The organism is Gillisia lutea (assembly GCF_021568705.1).
GTDB lineage: Bacteria > Bacteroidota > Bacteroidia > Flavobacteriales > Flavobacteriaceae > Gillisia > Gillisia lutea.
Genome location: NZ_JAKGTH010000006.1, coordinates 239,396 through 260,561 on the forward strand (window position 1 = coordinate 239,396; position 21,166 = coordinate 260,561).

Genomic DNA, 21,166 nt, shown 5'->3' on the forward strand with positions numbered 1-21,166 from the left:
TCTATTTATTCTGAAATTACCACTGGTGTCCTGTCAGATATCCCATTATTATTAAAAGCTTCTATCTGGAAATAATAGGTGTCGGTTCTGTCCATTCCCGTGAAGAAATAATCGTTTTTTCCATATACCATGATGCTGCCATACAGCTTATCAGGTGATTTTCCAAAATAGATCATATATCCATCGGCATCCGGGTTTTGCTGCCATCTTATCCATGAACTTCTTCTTTCTCCAAATTTCTTAGGACTCGCTCTTAGCACCATGAAATTTTCTACTGGCGTTGGTTTTTCTCCAGCACCTTTTCCGAAGATCCTTAATCCGCTTAAGGCAAATTTTCCGGTAGGCATTTTTATATTTTCCAATTTCACATAACGCGCCTTTACAGGAGTTTTTAGCTCGATATAATCGTGGGGCACATCTGTTTTATTCTTGCTTTTATCTACCAACAACTTCCAGTTCTTGCCATCGTTAGAAATATATAATTTATACTGATGGTATTTCCCCAAGGTTTTACCAAGAAATTCCACATCCTGATCGGCATAATTTATCTGAATAGCATTTACCGTAGAGATCTCTCCCAGATCGGTTTGGAACCATTCGCCCTTATCGCTTGTTTTAGCCGACCAATACGTTTTTAAATCTTCATCAACCGCATTATTAGCCTGAAACCCTCCTAGAGTTGAAGATACCTGAACAGGCTTGTTATAATTCAATAACATCCAACCTGTAAATAGACCTTTTATATGATCGGCATTCTTTTGAGGCAAATAAGTTGGATAATCTCCATAGGCTGTATTACTGTAAAGTACATCATCTTTATCGAAGCCGGCAGGCCAGATACCGACTCTACGTTCAAAATTATTCTTAACTCCTAAGATCACCGTTGAAACATGCCACCAATTTCCGAAGTTATCCTGGTAAGTAGCCCCATGCCCCGCTCCGCGGGCAAATCCTCCCGGCTTATATGAAAATGGATTATGCGTTTGATATGCAAATCCATCTAATGGCTTGTCACTTACATAAACGCCATCTGCGTATCCGCTAAACTCGGTAGCCGGTGCGCCATATTGTAAATAGTATTTATTGTTGTATTTGGTAACCCAAGCCCCTTCCATAAAGGGTTGTAAGAACGTATTATCATTGTATTCACCAAAACGCTCCCAACCATGGTCTTCAGGATGTAAAGACATTAGAGGCTTTACAAAACCTTCCGATTGTAAGGTCTTAGTGTTTATTTCGGTACCCAAAAGAGGAAACTCGTTACTTGACCCCCAATATAGAAAGAGCTTATCTTTTTCCTCATCATATAAAAAACCGGGATCCCATGCGCCAACCTTTAGAGAGTCTACTGCTATTTCCCAATCATCTTCGGTAGGATTTTTACTTTTCCAGATAGGGAAGGAAGGACCGTGGGTAGAACCAACCACATACATTTCATCTTTCATTACAAATACAGCCGGTGCACAAAGCTCATCGTAAACGTCGTGTTGCGGTAATAAGAAACGTCTGGGCACAAATTTCCAATCGCTCATATCGTCACTCCACCAATATCCCCATTGATTGGTCGAAAATAAAAAGTATTTCCCTTTAAAATTTACGATAACAGGATCGGCGGTAGCACGATGTTTTCCCTGAGTTGCAAAATTTGGAATGGGAGTATACCCATAATCAATATTAACAGGATTACAATAAGTAGTTTGCTGTGCCTGCACTTCTAACGCAGAAATCAGGCATATAGCAATTAGTAGAATTGTTGAACTTTTTATTAGCTTTTGAAAAATCATAGGGATCTTGAATTTTAATTAATGGGCACGATACTAATCGCTGCACCACCTCCTGCGGCCAGTTCGAGTTTTAATTTCGTTTTACTGGTTACCGTGCGGGTTTTTATAGCATAGCTCTTCGGATTCTTTTCCCAATCGGCATTTTTACCATCGGCATAGATGGTTGCTTTATATTTCTTACCCGGAGTAAGGAAATCGAGTTTGATCTCTGTTTTACGAGCATTTTCATCGGTAATAGCTCCCAGAAACCAGCTTTCTGAATTCTTATCTTTTCTTGCAACACTTAAATAATCACCAGGTTCTGCCTCCAAATACTTTGAATCCTGCCAATCTACCGGCACGTCTTTTATAAATTGAAATGCATCAAGATACTTTTCGTAATTCTCTGGCAGATCGGCCGCCATTTGTAAAGGAGAATACATAGTTACGTATAATGCCAATTGTTTTGCCAAGGTTGTATGTACCTGTTCTGTTTTCTCAGGATCGTACACGCTCATCTTAATTTCGAAGATACCGGGTGTATAATCCATAGGACCTCCTAGTAATCGTGTAAATGGCAAGATGGTTTCATGCTTCGGATCGTTCCCGGAACTCCATGCATTAAACTCGTTTCCACGAGCCGCTTCTGCTGCAATGTAGTTAGGGTACGTTCTGCTATAACCCGTAGGACGCACACTTTCGTGCGAATTCACCATGATCTTATAATCTGCAGCGCGCTGAGCCACATAGTTAAAATGGTTTACCATAGTTTGTCCGTCATGAAATTCACCTCTTGGAATAATTCTTCCTACATATCCCGATTTTACTGCAGGATAACCATATTCCTTCATCAAGTTGAAGGCTCTGTCCAGGTGTCTTTCATAATTTGCTACTGAAGCTGAGGTTTCATGATGCATGATCATTTTCACTCCTTTTGATTTTGCATAATCCGATACTTCTTTCAAGTCGAAATCGGGATAAGGAGTAACAAAATCGAAGACGTCTTCTTTCCAGTTCCCAAACCAATCTTCCCAACCTACATTCCAACCTTCTACCAGCACCCCATCAAATCCGTGTTTGGCAGCAAAATCTATATATCTCTTCGTATTCTCAGTAGTTGCGCCATGCTTTCCACTTGGCACTAATTCTTGTGAGGCTGCATTTTGAGCATTCTGACTTCCTGCAAAATCCCAAGTTGATTTCCCCACATGCATTTCCCACCAAATACCTACATATTTCATAGGCTTGATCCAGGAAACATCTTCAATTTTATTTGGTTCATTCAGGTTTAAGATCATTTTTGAGGCTACAATATCACGAGCATCGTCGCTAACCATAATAGTTCTCCATGGTGTAACCGATGGTGTTCTTAAGTACGCCATATCTCCCACCGCATTAGGAACTAATTTCGATTTCAATTCGAAATTTTCAGTATTTACATCTAAATGCATCACCGGATAATTCACTACCGCAGCTTCAAAAATGTTAAGATATAGGCCGTCCTTAGATTTCATCATTAAGGGCGATTGCACTCGGTACTTACTTTCTATACTTTTAAGTGCGATCCCATTATTCAAGTCGAGTTTAGAATTGTCTATTTCAGATAATTTACTCTCACTATAGACATACTCCTGACTGTCAAAATCTCCGGGAATCCAGAAGGTATTGTGATCTCCGGTGAGGTTGAATTCTGTATTCTCTTCAGAGACCACGAAATATCTTACAGCATCTTCTGAAGGAAATTCATATCTAAAAGCAACTCCCTCATCATACACTTTAAAAACGATATCCAATTTTCTGTTGGTTTCCTTTTGAAGTAAATGAAAACTTGCCTGATTGTAATGATTTCTGATGGTGGATTGTTCCCCCAACACAGGATTCCAAGTTTCATCCACATTAGTCTCTTCTTTATTAACAAGACTAAAGCCCTGCACAAGTGCTGTATCTTCTTTTAAAGAGAGTCCCATTTTACTGGTCTTTACTACCTCTTTCCCTTTATAAGTAACACTATAAGTAGGTGTTCCTTTTGCATCTAAAGAAAATTCTACCTGTATCTGTTTTGAGGGAGACTCGAGCTGTTGTGCTGAAAGCGTGAAAAAAGAACACGCCAGCAGCAGAAAACATAGTTTTTTCATAAGTTTTAATTTATACATGCTAATTATTTAACTAGCTCAAATTTAGACTTTAAATTTTCTTCAGAGTTGGTTCCTACAAAAACTTCAAAATCCCCTAATTCATATACATGATCTAAACTTGAATTATAAAACTTCAAATCTTCAGTGGTCAATTTAAAAGTTACCGTCTTGGTTTCTCCTTTTTTCAGGAAGATCTTTTGGAAACCTTTTAGTTCTTTCACCGGTCTGGTAACCGACCCAACTAAGTCTCTAATGTAGAGCTGAACAACCTCTTTTCCATCGTAATCCCCACTGTTCTTTACATCTACAGAAATTTCCAAAGAGTCTTTTTCACTCAATTTATCGGTGCTTAATTTTAAGTTGTCATAATTAAAAGTTGTGTAGCTCAATCCGTACCCAAATGGATATAGCGGTTCGTTGCGCTCGTCGATATAATTAGAACGGAATTTCACAAATTTCCCCTCTTTGTTACCAAGTGGTCTTCCGGTATTCTTATGATTGTAAAAAATTGGAATTTGCCCTACACTTCTTGGAAAGGTTGCTGTGATCTTGGCCGATGGATTTACATCTCCAAATAATACATCAGCAATGGCATCTCCCGTCTCGCTTCCTCCAAACCATACATCTAAAATTGCAGGTACCGTTTTATCTTCTTCTGTCAATACCAAGGGTCTACCATTAAACAATACTAGAACTACCGGTTTTCCCGTTTTCACTAATGCCTGAAGTAGATCTCTCTGTGCTTTTGGAATTGAAATATCTACACGACTGCTGCTTTCTCCACTCATTTCTGAAGATTCGCCAATAGCTGCAATAATTACATCGGCTTTTGAAGCTATTTGCAAAGCCTCTTTTCTCATTTCTTCATCAGATCTTCCATCTCTCGGGATCTCTTTTCCGAAAGCTGTTCCGCGCTCTTCAAAATCTTTATCATACGATAAATTACTTCCTTTAGCGTATAAGATCTTAGCTGAATTCCCTACGGCTGACTTTATTCCTTCTAATACCGAAATGGATTTATCCTGAGAAGTGGCAACACTCCAGGTTCCAGCCATGTTTTCCTTTGTGTAGGCCAAAGGTCCAACTACCGCAATGGTTCCTGTTTTTTTAATAGGCAATATATTCTTATCATTTTTTAGCAATACCATAGACTGTGCTGCTACCTCTCTTGCGAAACTTCTATTTTCTTTTGTAAAAACTTCGGTATTTGCACGCTCTTCATCACAATATCTATACGGGTCTTCAAATAAACCTAGTTGAAACTTCGCCTCTAGAATTCTTCTAACTGCTGCATCAATATATTCGATAGAAACCTTTCCTTCGGATAATGATTTTTCGAGAGTAGAAACAAAACCTTCTCCCACCATATCCATATCGATTCCGGCATTCAATGCCAAAGCGGAAACAGTTTGTAAATCTCCCATTCCATGTTCGATCATTTCATTGATACCGGTATAATCGGTCACTACAAAACCATCAAAATTCCATTGATCTCTTAAAAGATCGGTAAGCAACCATTTGTTTCCGGTAGCTGGGATTCCATCTATCTCGTTAAAAGACGCCATAACAGAACCTACTCCGGCATCAATTGCAGCTTTATAAGGTGGTAAATATTCGTTATACATTCGAATTCTACTCATATCTACCGTATTGTAATCTCTCCCCGCCTCAGACGCACCATATAGTGCAAAATGCTTTACACATGCCAGAATGGTATTGTTTCTTCGTAGATCATCCTGCTGATATCCACGAACCATCGCTTTGGCTATTTCTCCACCTAAATAAGCATCTTCTCCACTACCTTCTGAAACACGACCCCAACGTGGGTCTCTTGAAATATCCACCATGGGTGAAAATGTCCAGTTAATACCATCGGCACTTGCCTCCATTGCAGCCATCTTAGCAGTTTTCTCAATCATTGGCATATCCCAAGATGTAGATAGTCCTAACGGAATTGGAAAAGTAGTCTCGTATCCATGGATAACGTCCATTCCAAAGATTAATGGGATCTTCAAGCGGCTTTTTTCAACAGCTATTCGTTGTACTTCTTTGATCTTTTCAACAGATTTGATATTGAAAAGACCTCCAATTTTCCCTTCTTCGATTTTCTTGGCCACGTCGGAACTTTTTGACTGTCCGGTAGTGATATCTCCGGAAGATGGTAAATTCAGCTGACCGAGTTTTTCGGTTAAGGTCATTACTGAAAGTAAGGAATCTATTTTCTTATCCATTACTACCTTATCAGCCTTATACGCAGAATAATCGATGCTTTGGATTTTAGTTGCAGCTTTGTCTTGAGCATTCACAGCAAAAGAACAACCGCATATTGCTAGTAAAATCAGTTTCTTTTTCAACATTGGGATCTTATTTATTGAGTAATTCATTTTCATAGTCTACTATTTTTTATTCCATGGGTGTGCCCCTCATTTTTTCAAAATTATCGTAAGCTTTCTTTACAGATTTTGGAGAGGAGGTTTCAAATTCTTTATCGGTTACCTTGTAAGCAGCTTGTAAAGAATCTAGTTTCAGTTTCATTTCATTTATAATATCTGCGTAATTACTATCAGCGTACAGATTGTGCTCCTCTGTGGGATCTTCTTTTAGATCGTAGAACTCCCATTGGTCGATATCATCATAAAAATGGATTAGCTTATACCTCTCTGTTCGTACTCCATAATGACGTTTTACCATATGAAAGGCTGGAAAATCGTAAAAATGATAATAAAGAGCATCGTGTTTCGGCATAGTATTACTCTCAGAAAAAAGCCCTTTAAACGAAATTCCTTGCATATCTGCAGGCGGGGTTATTCCGGCAAAATTTAGAATAGTAGGAGCAAAATCCAGGTTTTGAGTAAGCGCATTCACAGTGGTATTGGCTTTTATCTCTTTAGGAAATTGCATAAGCAACGGCATTTTAAAAGATTCTTCATACATGAATCGTTTATCGAACCAGCCCTTTTCGCCTAAATAGAAACCCTGATCTGAGGTATAAATCACCAGAGTATTCTTATCTAAGCCGGTTTTTTCAAGATAATCTAATATCTTCCCTACGCCTTCATCTACAGAAGCGATAGTTGCCATATAATCCTGAAGATAGCGCTGCAGTTTCCACATGGCCATTTCTTTTCCGGATAGTTGCATATCATGCATGGCATCGTTCTTTTTACGATATGCCGTGTTCCATATTTTTTTCTGCACGGGCGTCATTCTTTCGAAATCATCAGTCCACGGATTACTTGCTAACTCATCGGTTCCATGATGTTTAGACATTTTTAGATCATGCCCTTCATACATATCTTTATAGATGGTTTGCAATTGTTGTTGGGCAGCCTTTTGATTTTCATGGTCTGAAAAATAAGTTTCTGGTACAGGAAAACTAACCGAATCGTACAAGTTTAAATGCCTTAAGGCAGGCATCCAGTTTCTATGTGGCGCTTTATGATGCACCATTAAATAAAAGGGTTTTGTTCTATCTCGTTTTTCCATCCACTCTATAGAATAATTGGTGATAAGATCTGTTGCATAGCCCTCTACTACGGTAGTATCTTTCATATCAATGCTCCAGTGCGGATTATTATTCACATATTCCTCATCGATATTTACAGTATCCTTTTGTTCAATAAATTCAGGATTATAATATTTTCCCTGATCATTCAATATCTTCCAATGGTCGAATCCGGTTGGAAAACCGTGTAGGTGCCACTTACCAATTATAGCCGTTTGATACCCATTTTTTTGAAGGATCTTCGGAAAGGTTTGCTGAGAATTATCGAACTTCTCACCGTTCATCCGAAACCCGTTTATATGACTGTGCTTTCCGGTAAGTATTACAGCTCTGCTGGGCCCGCAAATGGAATTGGTACAGAAATTCTTTTGAAATATAGCACCATTTCTGGCCAGCCTGTCAATATTTGGGGTAGGTGCAACTTTTCCAATAGCATGTCCATAAGCGCTAATTGCCTGTACCGCATGATCATCAGCCATTATAAAGATGATATTTGGCTGATCGTATTGCGAATTAGAAACCGCCATGTCTTTCTTTGCTTCCTCTTGACAAGAAAATAAAAGCAAAAAAGCCAGTAATGGGATGATATTAGACTTGGAAAAGCACATTTTTTAAATTCTCTTTTGGTTTAGCAACCAGGTATAGAACTCTGGGTTATTATAGGTCTCTTCCCAACTATTATGATTTGCAAACGGATAGATGGTATATTTCACATCATTGCCAGCTGCCTTCAAAGCTTTCACCATATTGTTGCTATTCTCTGGTAACACTACATCATCTAAAGCCCCATGAAATACCCAGATTGGCATTTCTTTTAGATGAAAAGCATTTCTATAGATAGGTCTGTAAATAGCTCCGCAAATAGGTGCCATTGCAGCGAACAGTTCAGGGTGCTCCCCTCCTGTTGCCCAAACCCCGTATCCTCCCATGCTCAAACCGGTTAGATATACTCTAGTTTCATCTATATTATTTTCTTGGATCACCTTTTTCACCAATCCTGCTACCTGTTCTGGCTGCCAATAAACTCCTTCCGGACAGTGAGGTGCAAGAATAACAGCGTTTAGCTCATTTCCTTCCCTTATATATTTTAATGGACCATGAATTCCAACTCTTGAAAGTTCCCCTCCTCGCTCTCCGGCTCCATGCAGGAAAACGATCAATGGAAATTTTTCGCCAGTGCTTTTATAGGTACTAGGAGTATATAACTGATAGTCCAGTTTAACCGGGATTTTCACTTCTTCCTCAAAAGAATGTTCAGTGATCTGTGCATACCCGGCAACGGATATAACGAATAGCAATAAGAGAGTTAGGTTTTTTTTCATCGAAATAAGTTTTAATAAGTAAATCCTAATTTATCTAATCCAGCTTTGATTTCTTCAGCCCCCATAAACAAGTCCCATATAAGTCCCGAGCGGTAATTCTCGATCATTACCACTTGTGGCCCCTGGTCTATTGCCAAATATCTTGGCGCTACCCAATCTTCTCCCTCCAGACTAAATGCATCGTAAAAACCAGCCGGCCCCCAAGTAAGATCATGAAGGTCGTTATAGAAATACCTCATAGCGCGTATTGATTCTGCAGGAGTATAAGGAATAGAACTTATGGCAGCGGTAGGAGAGATTACACCTTTATCATTCGTAGGGGAATGAGCGGTGTAACCAATGCTACCATCTTCACTTTTAGTATAACTCGCGGTTAAGCCCCAAAGATTTTCGCCATAACCTTCAAATTTGTTTGGATTTGCCACACAGTATAAATAATCGATCTTAGAATGATTTACATTCAAATCCCAGTAATTGGCGTATTTATCAGAAAGTCCTTTTGGGTTCAAACCTAGGTAAGAATAATGCGCCCAGAATAACGGACCACCAAATTTCTGAGCTCCGTTATGCTTTAAAATAAGGGGTAAATCATATTTTGTATTAGAACTTTTGATGTCACCACCACGTGCCCAACCTTTATGGTAAGGAGCTGCACTAATGCTATGCGAAGGTGAAGCTGCAGCTAGCACATAGGTAATTAGTGTTTCGTTATACCCCTCTAAAGGAAAATTCATTTCCCAGTTATGAGTGGGAGACCAGTGCCAGAAAAGGACGTCTTTATTGTTATTAGTATACCAACTCCATTCTATACTTTTCCAAAGTTTATCATATTTAGCTGCAACGGCTTTTTCAGACTCATTCCCGTTTTTAAGATATTCTCTAACTACAATAAAACCTTGAGCGAGAAAAGCTGTTTCTACGATATCACCTCCATCATCGTTATTACTAAACGACTGAGTTTTTCCGGTTTCACCATTCATCCAGTGCGACCATGCTCCATGGTATCTATCGGCACTGGTAAGGAAATCAGCTATTTTATCAAGTCTGGCAACCACTTCTTCTTTTGGAATAAATTTGCGCTCCATTCCAACCACCAAAGACATTAAGCCAAAACCTGAGCCACCTGAAGTAACTATATGAGCATCATTTTTAGGATAATTCCCATCAGGATGAAAACGTTCTCTTGCCATCCCCGAATTTGGCTCGGCATATTCCCAAAAATACTTCAAGGTTTGTTTTTGAACCGTATCTAATAGTGCATCTTCCGATAGCTCCTTAATTTTAACAGCTAAGGAATCTTCAGCATCAGTAGGTTTATCTTTTTGCTGATTATTCTTACATCCCGTAAAAAGAACAATTACACATGTAAAGATGGTTAAATAGTTGTTTCTCATTCTATTAAAAGTTATTATTGAGAGTTCGCTAAACATTAATACGTAAATCCTAGTTTATCCAAGCCTTGTTTAATTTCAGGATTTGCCATAAATAAATTCCAAGGTAATTGAGTTCTATAATTCTCTATCATTGCGATTATGGGGCCTTGATCTATTGCTAAATACCCTTTTGCAAACCAGTTATTCTCTTCCGAATATGCATCGTAAAATCCATAATCTCCCCATAAGTTATCCCCAAGCTCCTCATAAAAATACCTTAGCGCAGCCATAGATTTTTCGGGAGTATAAGGAAATGAGGAAAGCGCAGCTGTGGGTGTTATCACACCAAGATCGTTGGTAGGACTGTGAGCGGAATACCCCTCATAATTATCGGAGGCGGTCAACCCCCATGAATTCTCTCCATAACCTTTGTAATTCTTAGGGTTTCGAACACAATATTCATAGTTTATAAGAGTATGGGATGTATTTTGATTCCAATAATTGGCATATTGATCTTCTAGAGTTCTTGGGTCAAGCCCAATAAAAGAATAATGACTGAAGAAAAGTGGCCCGCCGTAAGAAGGACCTAATGGCATATTGTAACTGTAGTGTGACCTATTCGTACGAATACCTCCATTGGAAGCCCATCCGTCTATGTATACTTCTTTGGAAATTGGATGAGTAGGCGATGCTGCTGCCAACACATAAGTTATAAGTCCTTCATTCCAGCCTTTAATAGGTAAATTCATTTGAAATCCATAGTTTGGAGACCAGTGCCAGTAAAGCACTTCCTTATTTTGAGTATACCAATCCCATTCAACGTCTTCCCAAATCTTTGTTATTCTTGAACGAAGTGTGGATTCGGTGTCATTAGTGCTATCGAAATATTGACGGCATATTAATAAGCCTTGGATCAGAAAAGCAGTTTCTATCAAATCGCCACCATTATCATATTGGCTGAATGGTCTTGTTTGGGCTGAATTTCCCATATACCAGTGAGAAAATGCACCATGATAAGTAGGAACAGTTTCTAGGAAATTTAGAATTTTATCTAATCTATTCAAAGCTTCTTCTTTGCTAATCCACCCTCTTTCCACAGCACTTGGAAAAGAAGCCAGACCAAAACCGGTTCCTCCGGTAGTTACGATATGAGGTGCATCCCCATTGTATGCATTATCCTGGGATCGCTCTCTTGCCATCCCGCTATTTGCTTCAGCAAAATCATAGAAGTATTTGAAAGTTTGCTCCTGCACCAGGTCTAGGAGCTCATCATCCTTTAATACCACTTCTCCTACATCATCATCGATTGGAGTTGGAATATAAGGTTCCTGATATCCGGGACCGGAATCATTGGAGCATGACACACCTATTAAAGCTAAAGCTATGAGAAACGAGCGTTTGAACATTTTTATACTTTCATTTTTCAAAAAACATCTCCTATGCAGGTACCTGAATTAAATTCGGTTACAAGCATTAAATGTTTTTTGTATTATTAAAAAGGGGCGAAATAATATTTTCTCGATCAACTAAAAATCCACTTTTGACGAAATAATATAAGGTGATTAAACCTACGATAATTACATCTAGATTAATAGTACTAGCATCTATTAAGATTAAATTATAAAGAACCCCGGAGAACTTATAACTCCGGAGAACTTTATAACACCATTAATTATTCATTCATGATAGCTTGAATTTCTGCTGCACTAAGTGCTTTATTGAACAGGCGTAACTCATCCATTAAACTACTATCTGCTTTGTGTCCCCATTCAGTAAATCTTGGAGCTCCAGACATGATAGAAAGTAAATCGGTGCCTGTCCAGTTAACAGGTTTAGATAATGAAGAAGTATTCACCTTTACTCCATTTAAATAAATATTAGACTCGGCTGCAGATATGGTGAAAGCCACATGCACCCATTCTCCTGCTGTTACATCAACAACACCACCATCATTCCAACTTTCAGCATCTCCAGTTCCTACATTTAATTTTATCCTTTGCTCGGTAGCATTACCTTCTCTGAATAATCGAAATCCACTGGTACGAATATTTTGTACATCTGGGTATCCGGCATTATCTAGGTCTTCAGGACTAACAGTTAAAAGACCTGCCCTATCCGGACTTGCATTCACTTTATACCAAAAAGCAGCACTAAATTCTTCTCCTAATAAACCTTCTGTAGGTAAAGTTAGGTAAGAATCTGCTGCACCTTCATATGCTTTTCCCATTACTGCGTCGTCGGTAAAATCTGGAGATCCAACAACCTCAGCTTGCCTGTTTTCTATAAATTCAGCATTACTTCCATTAAAAGGCATATAGAACGTCTCTCCCGCATATTTTGGTTCATAAGGAGTGAAGACATCTATCATATTTTGAATTTCAGTTGGTGATAAAGTAGTGTTGAATAAGCGTACTTCATCCAACGCACTTAAATCAGATAAATGATTCCAGTAACTGAAAGTTTCTCCTCCAGCTCCTATAGTGATATTTCCAGTTCCTGTCCAGTCTATAGGTTTAGATAAATCAGAGGTATTAACCGGAATACCATTTAAATAAATTATAGATTGATTTTCTGAAATAGTAAAAGCAATGTGTACCCATTCTCCAGCTGCAACATCTATAACACCTCCATCATTCCAGCTTTCGCCAGTTCCGGTTCCAACATTTAATTTAATTCTCTGCTCTGCACCATTTCCTTCTCTAAACAATCTGAATCCCTGATTACGATCATCGGCATTGTTTCCAACAACCAAGATACCTGCACGATCTGGACTTGCATTTACTTTATACCAAAAAGCAGCACTAAAATTATTTCCCAAATTCTCCTCTTCTATAGGAAATGTTAGATAAGCACCTTCAGCACCTTTATAGGCGTTGGTACCTACATATGAAGTACCGGCAAAACCCGGAGTTCCGACTTCAGAAGCATCGGTAACACTAACTAATTCTACATAATTCCCATCAAAAGGCATGTAAAAGAATTCTCCTCCAAACATGGGGCTATATGGTGGGGCTTTACTAAAGTTTACCATAGAAGTAGATGTATTCCCAACTATATCTGTAGCGGTAATTACTAAAGTATGATCTCCACTTGATATATTACCGTATGTCATTTCCTCCTTGGCAATTCGATAATCTTTAAAGTCATTAAAAGTTGCGATATCTGTTCCATCTACCGCAACTGTAATCGATGCGATTTCAATATCGTCTACTACCTGAAACTTTATATTCACGCTCGACACTACATTCAAGTCCTGAATAGTAGAACCTTCCTGAGGAGAGATAATTGTAATTTGAGGATTCGCCCCATCCGGCCCGGGATCAACCTGTGTTATTCCATCAATTCCATCCTCGCATGAAGAAAGTGTCAGAAACAACATAATAAATCCAATAAAAGGTATATTTAATTTTTTCATTTTTATTGTTTTATAATTAGTACTAATTATAGAGAGTTACCTCCAAGAATTGGAAATTGATCTACTTGAGTTTGAGGATAAGGAAGATATGCCTTGTTCATGGTAAAAGTTCTTCCATCATAACTAAGTTCATCGGTTTTACCCAATCTCACCATATCGAAATAACGTTTCCCCCACTCCATGCTTAATTCTGCAAATTTCTCATCTAAAACATCCTCCAGAGTAACATTTTGAAGAGGACCCAATCCCGCTCTTTCTCTTACCAGGGTTACAGCATCTTCCGCACTTATTGCAGAACCTGCTGCGCCTTGTTTAAGCGCTTCAGCATACATCAGTAATATTTCAGCATATCTAATTACATTATAATTTTTATTACTTCCATATTCTGTTCTCCCGGGAATTAACTGATTAGATGGCAGGTAGTGTTTCCCGCTTGCAAATAAAGCACGGGCATAGTCATTTATTATATCACCATCTCTGGTAGTATTAGAAACAAAAGATGGAAGTGACGAATAATTAGGGTCCGCTTTTATTTCTGCTATTCCTCTATCGGTAAATAGAACACTGGTTTCCAAACGAACCGTTTCATTTCTATCCAACATAAATTTGATAAACTTCATACTCGGTTCAAAGAATCCCCATCCACTTCCTGCGCCCGCAACTGCAGGTGTCCAGTTTTGTGGTCCGTAAGGTTGAAAAAGATGTCTTTCAGCATCACCTTCTCCTTGTCCGAAATCAGAATATTGCAAAGAAAGAATAACCTCGTTACTTAATTTTCCAGGTGTTTTGAAGAGTTCGTAATAATCTGGAAAAAGACTGAAGCTATTAGAGCTTATTATTTGCCCTGTAGCATCGGCTACAGCCTGATAGTTTCCAAGTTCCTGATTTGCCATAGCTTTAATAGCAAGAGCAGTGGCTACGGTAGCGCCACCTGGAAGATCTGTACGCTCGTTAGGTCTTCCATTTGGCAAGTGAGGAATCGCTTCGTCCATTTGATCGGAGATATGCTGCATAACCTCATCTTTGCTAGGTACTGACTCTAAATCCTTAATTTCATCAGTGTTAGAAGACTGTGGAATAAATACACCTCCATAAACCTGAGATAATTGTAAAAGCATCATGGCGCGAAGTACTTTAGCTTCTGCTATGTATTGATCTCCCTCTTGAATTCCTGCAGCATTCGCAAATTCCTGATATCTTGAAATCTGCTCCATAGCTGTATGGGCTGTTATAATATCGGCATAAACATTTTCCCACAGAGAATTATACATCCAATAATCTTTATTGTAATTAAATAGGTCGGTTTCAGAAAAATCTTGCTGATCTCCAAGGCCTCCGGCATTCACATCATCCCCTCTTACTGAGATTAAAAGAGGTTGTTCCCATCCTCTCGATTGAAATGCAGCATAAACCCCAATTATGGAAAGCTTCATATCTTCAGTCTTTGTAAAATCTGTACCCCCAGCAAAATCATTGTTAAGTTCCAGCTCGTCCAGCTTATCTGAACAACCTCCCAAAGCCAATATTAATACAAGGCTAGCTGCTGCTGTAATTTTATTAAACAATTTCATAATCTCTTTTTTTTATATTTTAATACTTACTCCAATTGTGTATACTGCAGGTACAGGGTAGGTTTCATTATCAACTCCATTTGCAACTTCAGGATTGAATCCATTGTACTTAAATACAGTTAAAGGTTTTTCTGCAGTTACGTAAATTCTGGTCCAAGGGATATTATTCAATTTCCCATTTTTGTTGATTGTATATCCTAGGGTAATATTTTGTACTCTGAAAAAGTCTCCATCTTCAACGAAATAATCGCTTAATTTTTGATTCCAACCTTTTCGAATTCCAGCTGCAGAAGGGTAACTGTTAGTAGTTCCCTCCCCATGCCATCGATTGATCGCAAAATCTCTATCTATGTTGGTGTCATTTGTAAAGATTACTTCCCCTCTCTTACGGTTAAGAATTTTGTTTCCACCTTGACCTACTGCACTGGCAGATAAGTCGAAATTTTTATAATTAACACCTATATTCAAACCGTAAGAGTATGATGGTAAGAAGGAACCTAATACTGTTCTATCATCATCAGTGATATTACCATCTCCATTAAGATCTTTATATTTAAAATCTCCAGGAACAAGGTTATTAGCAACTGCTACGGGATCGGCTTGGATCTCTGCGTCATTTTGATATACACCGGCAATTTCACGTCCATAAAAGGCAAAAATAGGTTCCCCTACGATAGATCTTTGACGAAACTCTGCCGAACCAGCATCTAAAGCCACTGCATCACTTATATTTAAAACTTCGTTTTTAAGAGTAGCGAAATTTACTCCAATATTATAGCTAAAATCATCTGAAACACGTTTATCCCAGTTCAAAGCCAATTCTAAACCTGAATTTCTAATTTCTCCAACGTTTTGTCTGGTAGCCCCGGGAATAAGAGGTCGGTTAACTGGAATTACAGCATCTTTAGTATCTCTTACATAGTAATCTGCTTCAAGAGAGAGGTTATTATTAAATAATCTTGCAGATATCCCTGCATTAATCTCTTCGGTAACCTCCCATTTCAAAGAGGTAAAATCGTTACTGGTATTTACTCCACTATATAACTCATCTCCTAACGCGGTGGTAACTACTGTTGAAGTAATAGATCCTTCACTTGAAGAAACCTTATCATTCCCAAGCTCCCCCCAACTGGCGCGAAGCTTAAGAAAATCAAACACTCCATTATCTTCCATGAATGGCTCTGCCGAAAGCACCCATCCGGCACCTATAGTTGGGAAATAACCCCATTTCTCTTGGTATTTGTTAGTACCATCTGCACGAAAAGTACCATATAACAAGTATCTCCCATCATAGTTATAAGCTATTCTTCCAAAATAGGAAAGTCCGTATTCTCTTCTCCCATCGTCACCTACACCATCGGTTACTATAGTTTGAGCAAGATCTAAAAAGTATGCTTCTTCACCAGATAGTGGAAAATTTAAACCTTTTGCTTCTAATTGTTCATAAGACTCATCTCTAAATGAGGCACCAGCAAGGGCAGTAATGTCATGCTTTCCAAAAGTATTTGTATAAGTTAAGGTGTTATCCCAAATTTGATTGGAAATGGTTACATTCCTTTTTATTAATTCAGCATCTTCACGTTGGAAGTTGTTACCAATAAAATAAGGAAGTCTTACCTCTCTTCTTTCCTCCGTTTGAAAATTATGATTGTATGCCGTCTTAAAAGTTAATTGTTCAGGAATTAAATTCACCTGCGCATAAAAATTACCGAGCACGTTTCTTATTTTAGATCTTAACTCGCTATTGTCCATAGTTGGAAAAGGGTTCTGTCCGCTTCTATATCCAAGATCCTGTGCATTGGCATAATTAGTAGGAGTAGCATTTACATTAAGCTCATCATACACCGGTAAAATTGGAACTGCGTAATAGGCTTGTCTAAAAGCTGACGCCTCAGGGTCGAATCTACTTGCATTACTTAATAATGCGTTTGCACCTACGGTTAACCAATCATTTACTTTAAAATCAAGTTTACTTCTTAAGTTAAAACGCTCATATTCATTTTTCATTTTAAGGATACCTTCTTGAGCAAAGTAATTAGCTCCAATAGCATAGGTAGCATTTTCGCTTCCTCCCGTAACACCGAAGCTATGATTTTGTATAAGAGCTGGTCTTAATATCTCATCATACCAATCGGTTTTTACATCAGGAATATTAGGATTTACTCTACTCCTTCCATAACGCTGCATGGCGTTTAAAATAAAATTAGCATCAGGCTGAGATCCCGACTCCAAAGCAATCGTAGTAAATTGTTCGGCATTGGCAAGTTTCAATACATTTTGAGCAACTTGGTATCCTGTATAACCGTCATACGTAATTTCTGATTTCTGATTGTATCCTCCCGACTTGGTTTGGATAATTACTACTCCATTAGCAGCTCTTACCCCATAAATTGCAGAAGCTGAAGCATCTTTAAGGACAGATATAGAAGTAATATCAGCAGTATTAAGAAAATCAATATTATCAAAAAACATACCATCAACTACATATAAAGGTCCAGAAGCATCGTTAGCATAAGAACCAATTCCACGCACTCGAACGGTTGGCGCAGCACCCGGTCCTCCATTACTAACAATTTGCAAACCTGCAACCTTACCCTGTAAGGCCTGCATAGCTTGCCCTGTTGGCGTTTTACTTATTTCCTCTGATTTAATTGTGGAAATTGCTCCAGTTAAATCGGCCTTTTTCTGAGCCCCGTACCCTACAACCACTATCTCGTCTAAAGATGCGGCATCATAGCTCATTGAAATATCAATCGTATTTTGGTTACCCACAGTTACTTCCTGTGACTGCATTCCCACAAAACTGAATTCCAATACATCTCCATTAGCAGCGCTAATAGAGTATTTACCGTCAAAATCGGTAATGGCACCACGAGAAGTACCTTTTACCAATACATTCACTCCCGGAAGAGGTAAATTATCTTCACTAGAAGTAATAGTTCCTGTTATGTTACGTTCCTGTGCGAAAGAATGAACACTTATCATAAAGAGTAACAAACAAACTAGAGTTAATTTTGTTTTCATAAACAAGGTTGTTTTAAATTTTTCGGAATGCGTATTTATTAAATCTCCTCTTTTAAGAAAAGACGACTTCTCCCAAAAAGAAGCGTTATAAAATTAACACTTGAAGGAAGCTTTTAACCTTAATTTAATATAACTGGACACATCAAGTTTTAACTAATATTTAAATTACTTAAAATCAGTAATTTAATCAAATAAAATAAAGTATTTTAGCTGTTAAAAATGTGAAATGATGTGGAAAAGATGAGTTAATTTAGATAAAATTACAACGTTTTCGTGAACGTTTATTTCACTTTTAATAGAAATTTTACCAGATTTTGATTTTTAGAAAGATGAAATTTCTTTCTTAATCTATATCGATGTAGTTCTACACTTCTAAAAGTAATACCAATAAGAGGAGCAATTTCTTTAGAACTAAGATTCATTCGCAGGTAGGCACATAATTTTAAATCTTTAGGAGTAAGATCGGGATATCCTTTTTGCAATAATCTAAAAAAGTCTTCATGCACTTCGTTAAAATTGCGTTCAAACAGTTTCCATTCATCCTGAGAATTAGATTGCCTATCTTTAATATCCATTAATTTCGAATAGAGCTTTACATTCTCTTTCTTAATATTAGATTTGTTAATTTCCTGTTCCATTTCAGTAAGAATGTCTTCTTTTCTAGCCATAAGAGCAGCGTAACTTGCCAGCTCCTTACTCTTAGATTTCAATTTACTCTTTAATTTATCTTGTTCCAACTCATCAATTCGGCGTTGATTTTCAAAATTTTGCTTTTGAAGTATTAGACGTTGCTCGTATTCCAACTCCTTTTCCAGATGCTTTCTCTTTCTAATAAACTTGAATTTATTATAATAATAGATGAGAACTATAACCAACACTAATAAAAAGACGTAACCTATAGCCGCCCATACACTAAGATACCATGGTTTTAAAATGGAGAAATTAAATATCGCTGCTTCACTTTGATCTACACCAGACCTCACCTTAAATTTAAAATCTCCAGATGGTAAATTGCTATAACTTACTTGAGAGAGCCTAGAGGGCACCGACCATTCCTTGTCGTAGCCCTCCAATTTGTAGGAATATTGAGGTAAAGAAATGTTACCGGGAGTCTTGGAAGAAAAAGAGAATTGTATAAAATTCTTTCTAAAAGGCACTTTTGGAGAATTTGAAATAGAAACCTGCTCTCCATTTATTAGAACGGCCTCAATATAAACCCTTTCAACCTGCTGAGAATCTTTGGCAGCGGCTTCATTAATTTTTAAAAACCCATCATCCAGAAAAACAAAAATATGATCACCAATTGAGGTAGTATTGGGATAATTCTTTACAAGTCTGCTGTTTGTTAGATTATCATTTAAAGTGAAGGTAAAGCTGTTATCTACATTAGCTATCTTTAAAGCTTCTTCCTTCTCTAATACCAGCATATCATCACCAATTGCCGTAAGCTTATTAAAAGGCTTTAATTTAACTTCTAAAATAGCATCTTGAATAAGCGTATCATTGATAATATCATATTTCAAGATTCGATCTTTATTAGCTATAAAGATCTCCTTTCCAAGTGCAAACAACTTATCTTCCGAGCTTCCAGTTTTAAAGTTTCTAAGTTGCTTTATTTGATGATGATCAGGTGTAAACGCAAATTGAAAAATACCTCTATGAGCGGTTTCCAACCATAAATTTCCAGCTGCATCGAACTCTAAACTACTTACAGGAAAATCTATTTCCTTATAACGCTTAAACTCCCATTTTCCGTTTACCTTTTTGTAGCGAGCAACACCAGTATAATTTGGCTGAATATAAAAATCGGTTTTAGGAATAGGCTTAAAATCCATTCCTCCATTAATATCATTTATAAATCTAAACTGATTATTTTTAATGCTGAAGGTCCCGTTATTATGTCCACATATAATTTCACCTTCCACATGGGCCAAATCCCAAACTTGCCCGTTCGAATTTTTAAGAAACTCCAGTTCTTCTCCATCTAAATAGAAAACACCATGATTAGAACCCAGAACTAAGCTTTTATCATCTTCCAGAATAGCATATACAGTACCCAAAGCTCCGGAAGGATCATTAAACTCATATACATTGTTAGAAAGAAAGACCTTACTTAACCCGTTATCTAATGCAAGCCATAAATTGTCATTTTTATCTATGTACTGACGGAGCACAGTGTTATTAGCAAGTCCATTCTTCTTATTATAAGCATACTTAAAATTCCCTGTCTCATCAAAAACAAGTAAACCGTTATTAATGGTACCTACACATATAAACTTGTCCAGTATTTGTAAATTATTAATCTCAAGAGATTCAAACTTATATTGGAGTGCTGAGCTCCAGGGTTTTAGATTCTTTCCATCATATAAAAACATTCCATTTAACTGAGTGGCAATTAATAGGTTGTTCTTAAGTGAAACAACACTTTGAATGGTGAAATTTTGTAAAGGAGCACTCCAGTTAAGAAATTCTATTTTATTCCCTTTCAGAATATAAAGACCATGATTTTTAGAAGTAATGTAAAATCTATCGTTTATTAGAAAACTATATACAGCAGAAATATTCCCGAATGGAACAACCTGGATCTTCTTTGAGCTGGTATTGTAGATGAAAAAATTGCTGAAAGATTGAAAGTATATACGATCCTTATGGGCTATTATTTTCCATATTTCATCACTTTTGAAGTATTGTTCGTCTAATTTATCACTTAGAGAAGTATAGCTTAACTCATTTTTATCATTTTTCACCCAGTATCCAAACTGGCGATAAGCACCTGTGTATATCGTGTCGTTTATAACATTTACTGATCTAATCGTAGAAGGTTTCGGGAGTTCGTATTTCTTCCAGAAATCCCCATTAAAAGATAACAGGTTCTTACCATTGGCCACATACATAGTGCCATCGTTGTGCTGAGCAATATCCCAATTGGAATTTTCTCCGTTATAATCAAGCTTGGTGTAATTCTTAAAATAAGGTGCTATTTCCTGAGCCTGTGCTGAAAAGGTGAACAATAGCAGCAATACCAATATTCTAAACATCCGTATGTGGAATTTTAATT

11 protein-coding genes are annotated in these 21,166 nt (G+C 37.6%); all 11 read right to left on the bottom strand.

From position 1 onward, the window contains the following. Positions 1-5: 5 nt before the first annotated feature. On the bottom strand, positions 6-1,784 hold the full coding sequence (locus L1I30_RS01110; protein WP_236132401.1) for a discoidin domain-containing protein: 1,779 nt from the start codon (positions 1,782-1,784) through the stop codon (positions 6-8). Positions 1,785-1,798: 14 nt separating this feature from the next. Further along, entirely contained in the window at positions 1,799-3,898 is a 2,100-nt protein-coding gene (locus L1I30_RS01115) for a glycoside hydrolase family 97 protein (RefSeq protein WP_236132402.1), read from the bottom strand. 23 nt (positions 3,899-3,921) lie between these two features. Beyond that, the gene (gene bglX, locus L1I30_RS01120; RefSeq protein ID WP_236132403.1) at positions 3,922-6,288 is read right to left on the bottom strand and encodes a beta-glucosidase BglX; all 2,367 of its coding nucleotides are present in this window, start codon (positions 6,286-6,288) and stop codon (positions 3,922-3,924) included. A gap of 13 nt (positions 6,289-6,301) precedes the next feature. After that, entirely contained in the window at positions 6,302-8,011 is a 1,710-nt protein-coding gene (locus L1I30_RS01125) for a sulfatase family protein (RefSeq protein WP_236132404.1), read from the bottom strand. Positions 8,012-8,014: 3 nt separating this feature from the next. Continuing rightward, positions 8,015-8,725, bottom strand: a complete 711-nt coding sequence (locus L1I30_RS01130) for a carboxylesterase family protein (protein WP_236132405.1) — start codon at positions 8,723-8,725, stop codon at positions 8,015-8,017. 11 nt (positions 8,726-8,736) lie between these two features. Beyond that, positions 8,737-10,119, bottom strand: coding sequence for a glucoamylase family protein (locus tag L1I30_RS01135; RefSeq protein ID WP_236132406.1), 1,383 nt, complete (start codon positions 10,117-10,119; stop codon positions 8,737-8,739). A gap of 35 nt (positions 10,120-10,154) precedes the next feature. After that, on the bottom strand, positions 10,155-11,504 hold the full coding sequence (locus L1I30_RS01140) for a glucoamylase family protein (RefSeq protein WP_236132407.1): 1,350 nt from the start codon (positions 11,502-11,504) through the stop codon (positions 10,155-10,157). Between the two features lie 266 nt (positions 11,505-11,770). Beyond that, on the bottom strand, positions 11,771-13,513 hold the full coding sequence (locus L1I30_RS01145) for a LamG-like jellyroll fold domain-containing protein (RefSeq protein WP_236132408.1): 1,743 nt from the start codon (positions 13,511-13,513) through the stop codon (positions 11,771-11,773). A gap of 26 nt (positions 13,514-13,539) precedes the next feature. Beyond that, on the bottom strand, positions 13,540-15,084 hold the full coding sequence (locus tag L1I30_RS01150; RefSeq protein WP_236132409.1) for a RagB/SusD family nutrient uptake outer membrane protein: 1,545 nt from the start codon (positions 15,082-15,084) through the stop codon (positions 13,540-13,542). Positions 15,085-15,096: 12 nt separating this feature from the next. Next, a complete protein-coding gene (locus L1I30_RS01155; RefSeq protein WP_236132410.1) occupies positions 15,097-18,108 on the bottom strand; it encodes a SusC/RagA family TonB-linked outer membrane protein in 3,012 nt (1,003 codons plus the stop codon). A 281-nt stretch (positions 18,109-18,389) separates the two neighbouring features. After that, on the bottom strand, positions 18,390-21,146 hold the full coding sequence (locus tag L1I30_RS01160; protein ID WP_236132411.1) for a triple tyrosine motif-containing protein: 2,757 nt from the start codon (positions 21,144-21,146) through the stop codon (positions 18,390-18,392). Between the last annotated feature and the right edge of the window lie 20 nt (positions 21,147-21,166).

Coding starts and splice junctions, on each gene's coding strand:
- bglX (WP_236132403.1), bottom strand. CDS start 6,288: ATGAAAATGAATTACTCAATAAATAAGATCCCAATGTTGAAAAAGAAA.
- L1I30_RS01110 (WP_236132401.1), bottom strand. CDS start 1,784: ATGATTTTTCAAAAGCTAATAAAAAGTTCAACAATTCTACTAATTGCT.
- L1I30_RS01125 (WP_236132404.1), bottom strand. CDS start 8,011: ATGTGCTTTTCCAAGTCTAATATCATCCCATTACTGGCTTTTTTGCTT.
- L1I30_RS01155 (WP_236132410.1), bottom strand. CDS start 18,108: ATGAAAACAAAATTAACTCTAGTTTGTTTGTTACTCTTTATGATAAGT.
- L1I30_RS01135 (WP_236132406.1), bottom strand. CDS start 10,119: ATGAGAAACAACTATTTAACCATCTTTACATGTGTAATTGTTCTTTTT.
- L1I30_RS01160 (WP_236132411.1), bottom strand. CDS start 21,146: ATGTTTAGAATATTGGTATTGCTGCTATTGTTCACCTTTTCAGCACAG.
- L1I30_RS01150 (WP_236132409.1), bottom strand. CDS start 15,084: ATGAAATTGTTTAATAAAATTACAGCAGCAGCTAGCCTTGTATTAATA.
- L1I30_RS01140 (WP_236132407.1), bottom strand. CDS start 11,504: ATGTTCAAACGCTCGTTTCTCATAGCTTTAGCTTTAATAGGTGTGTCA.
- L1I30_RS01145 (WP_236132408.1), bottom strand. CDS start 13,513: ATGAAAAAATTAAATATACCTTTTATTGGATTTATTATGTTGTTTCTG.
- L1I30_RS01130 (WP_236132405.1), bottom strand. CDS start 8,725: ATGAAAAAAAACCTAACTCTCTTATTGCTATTCGTTATATCCGTTGCC.
- L1I30_RS01115 (WP_236132402.1), bottom strand. CDS start 3,898: ATGAAAAAACTATGTTTTCTGCTGCTGGCGTGTTCTTTTTTCACGCTT.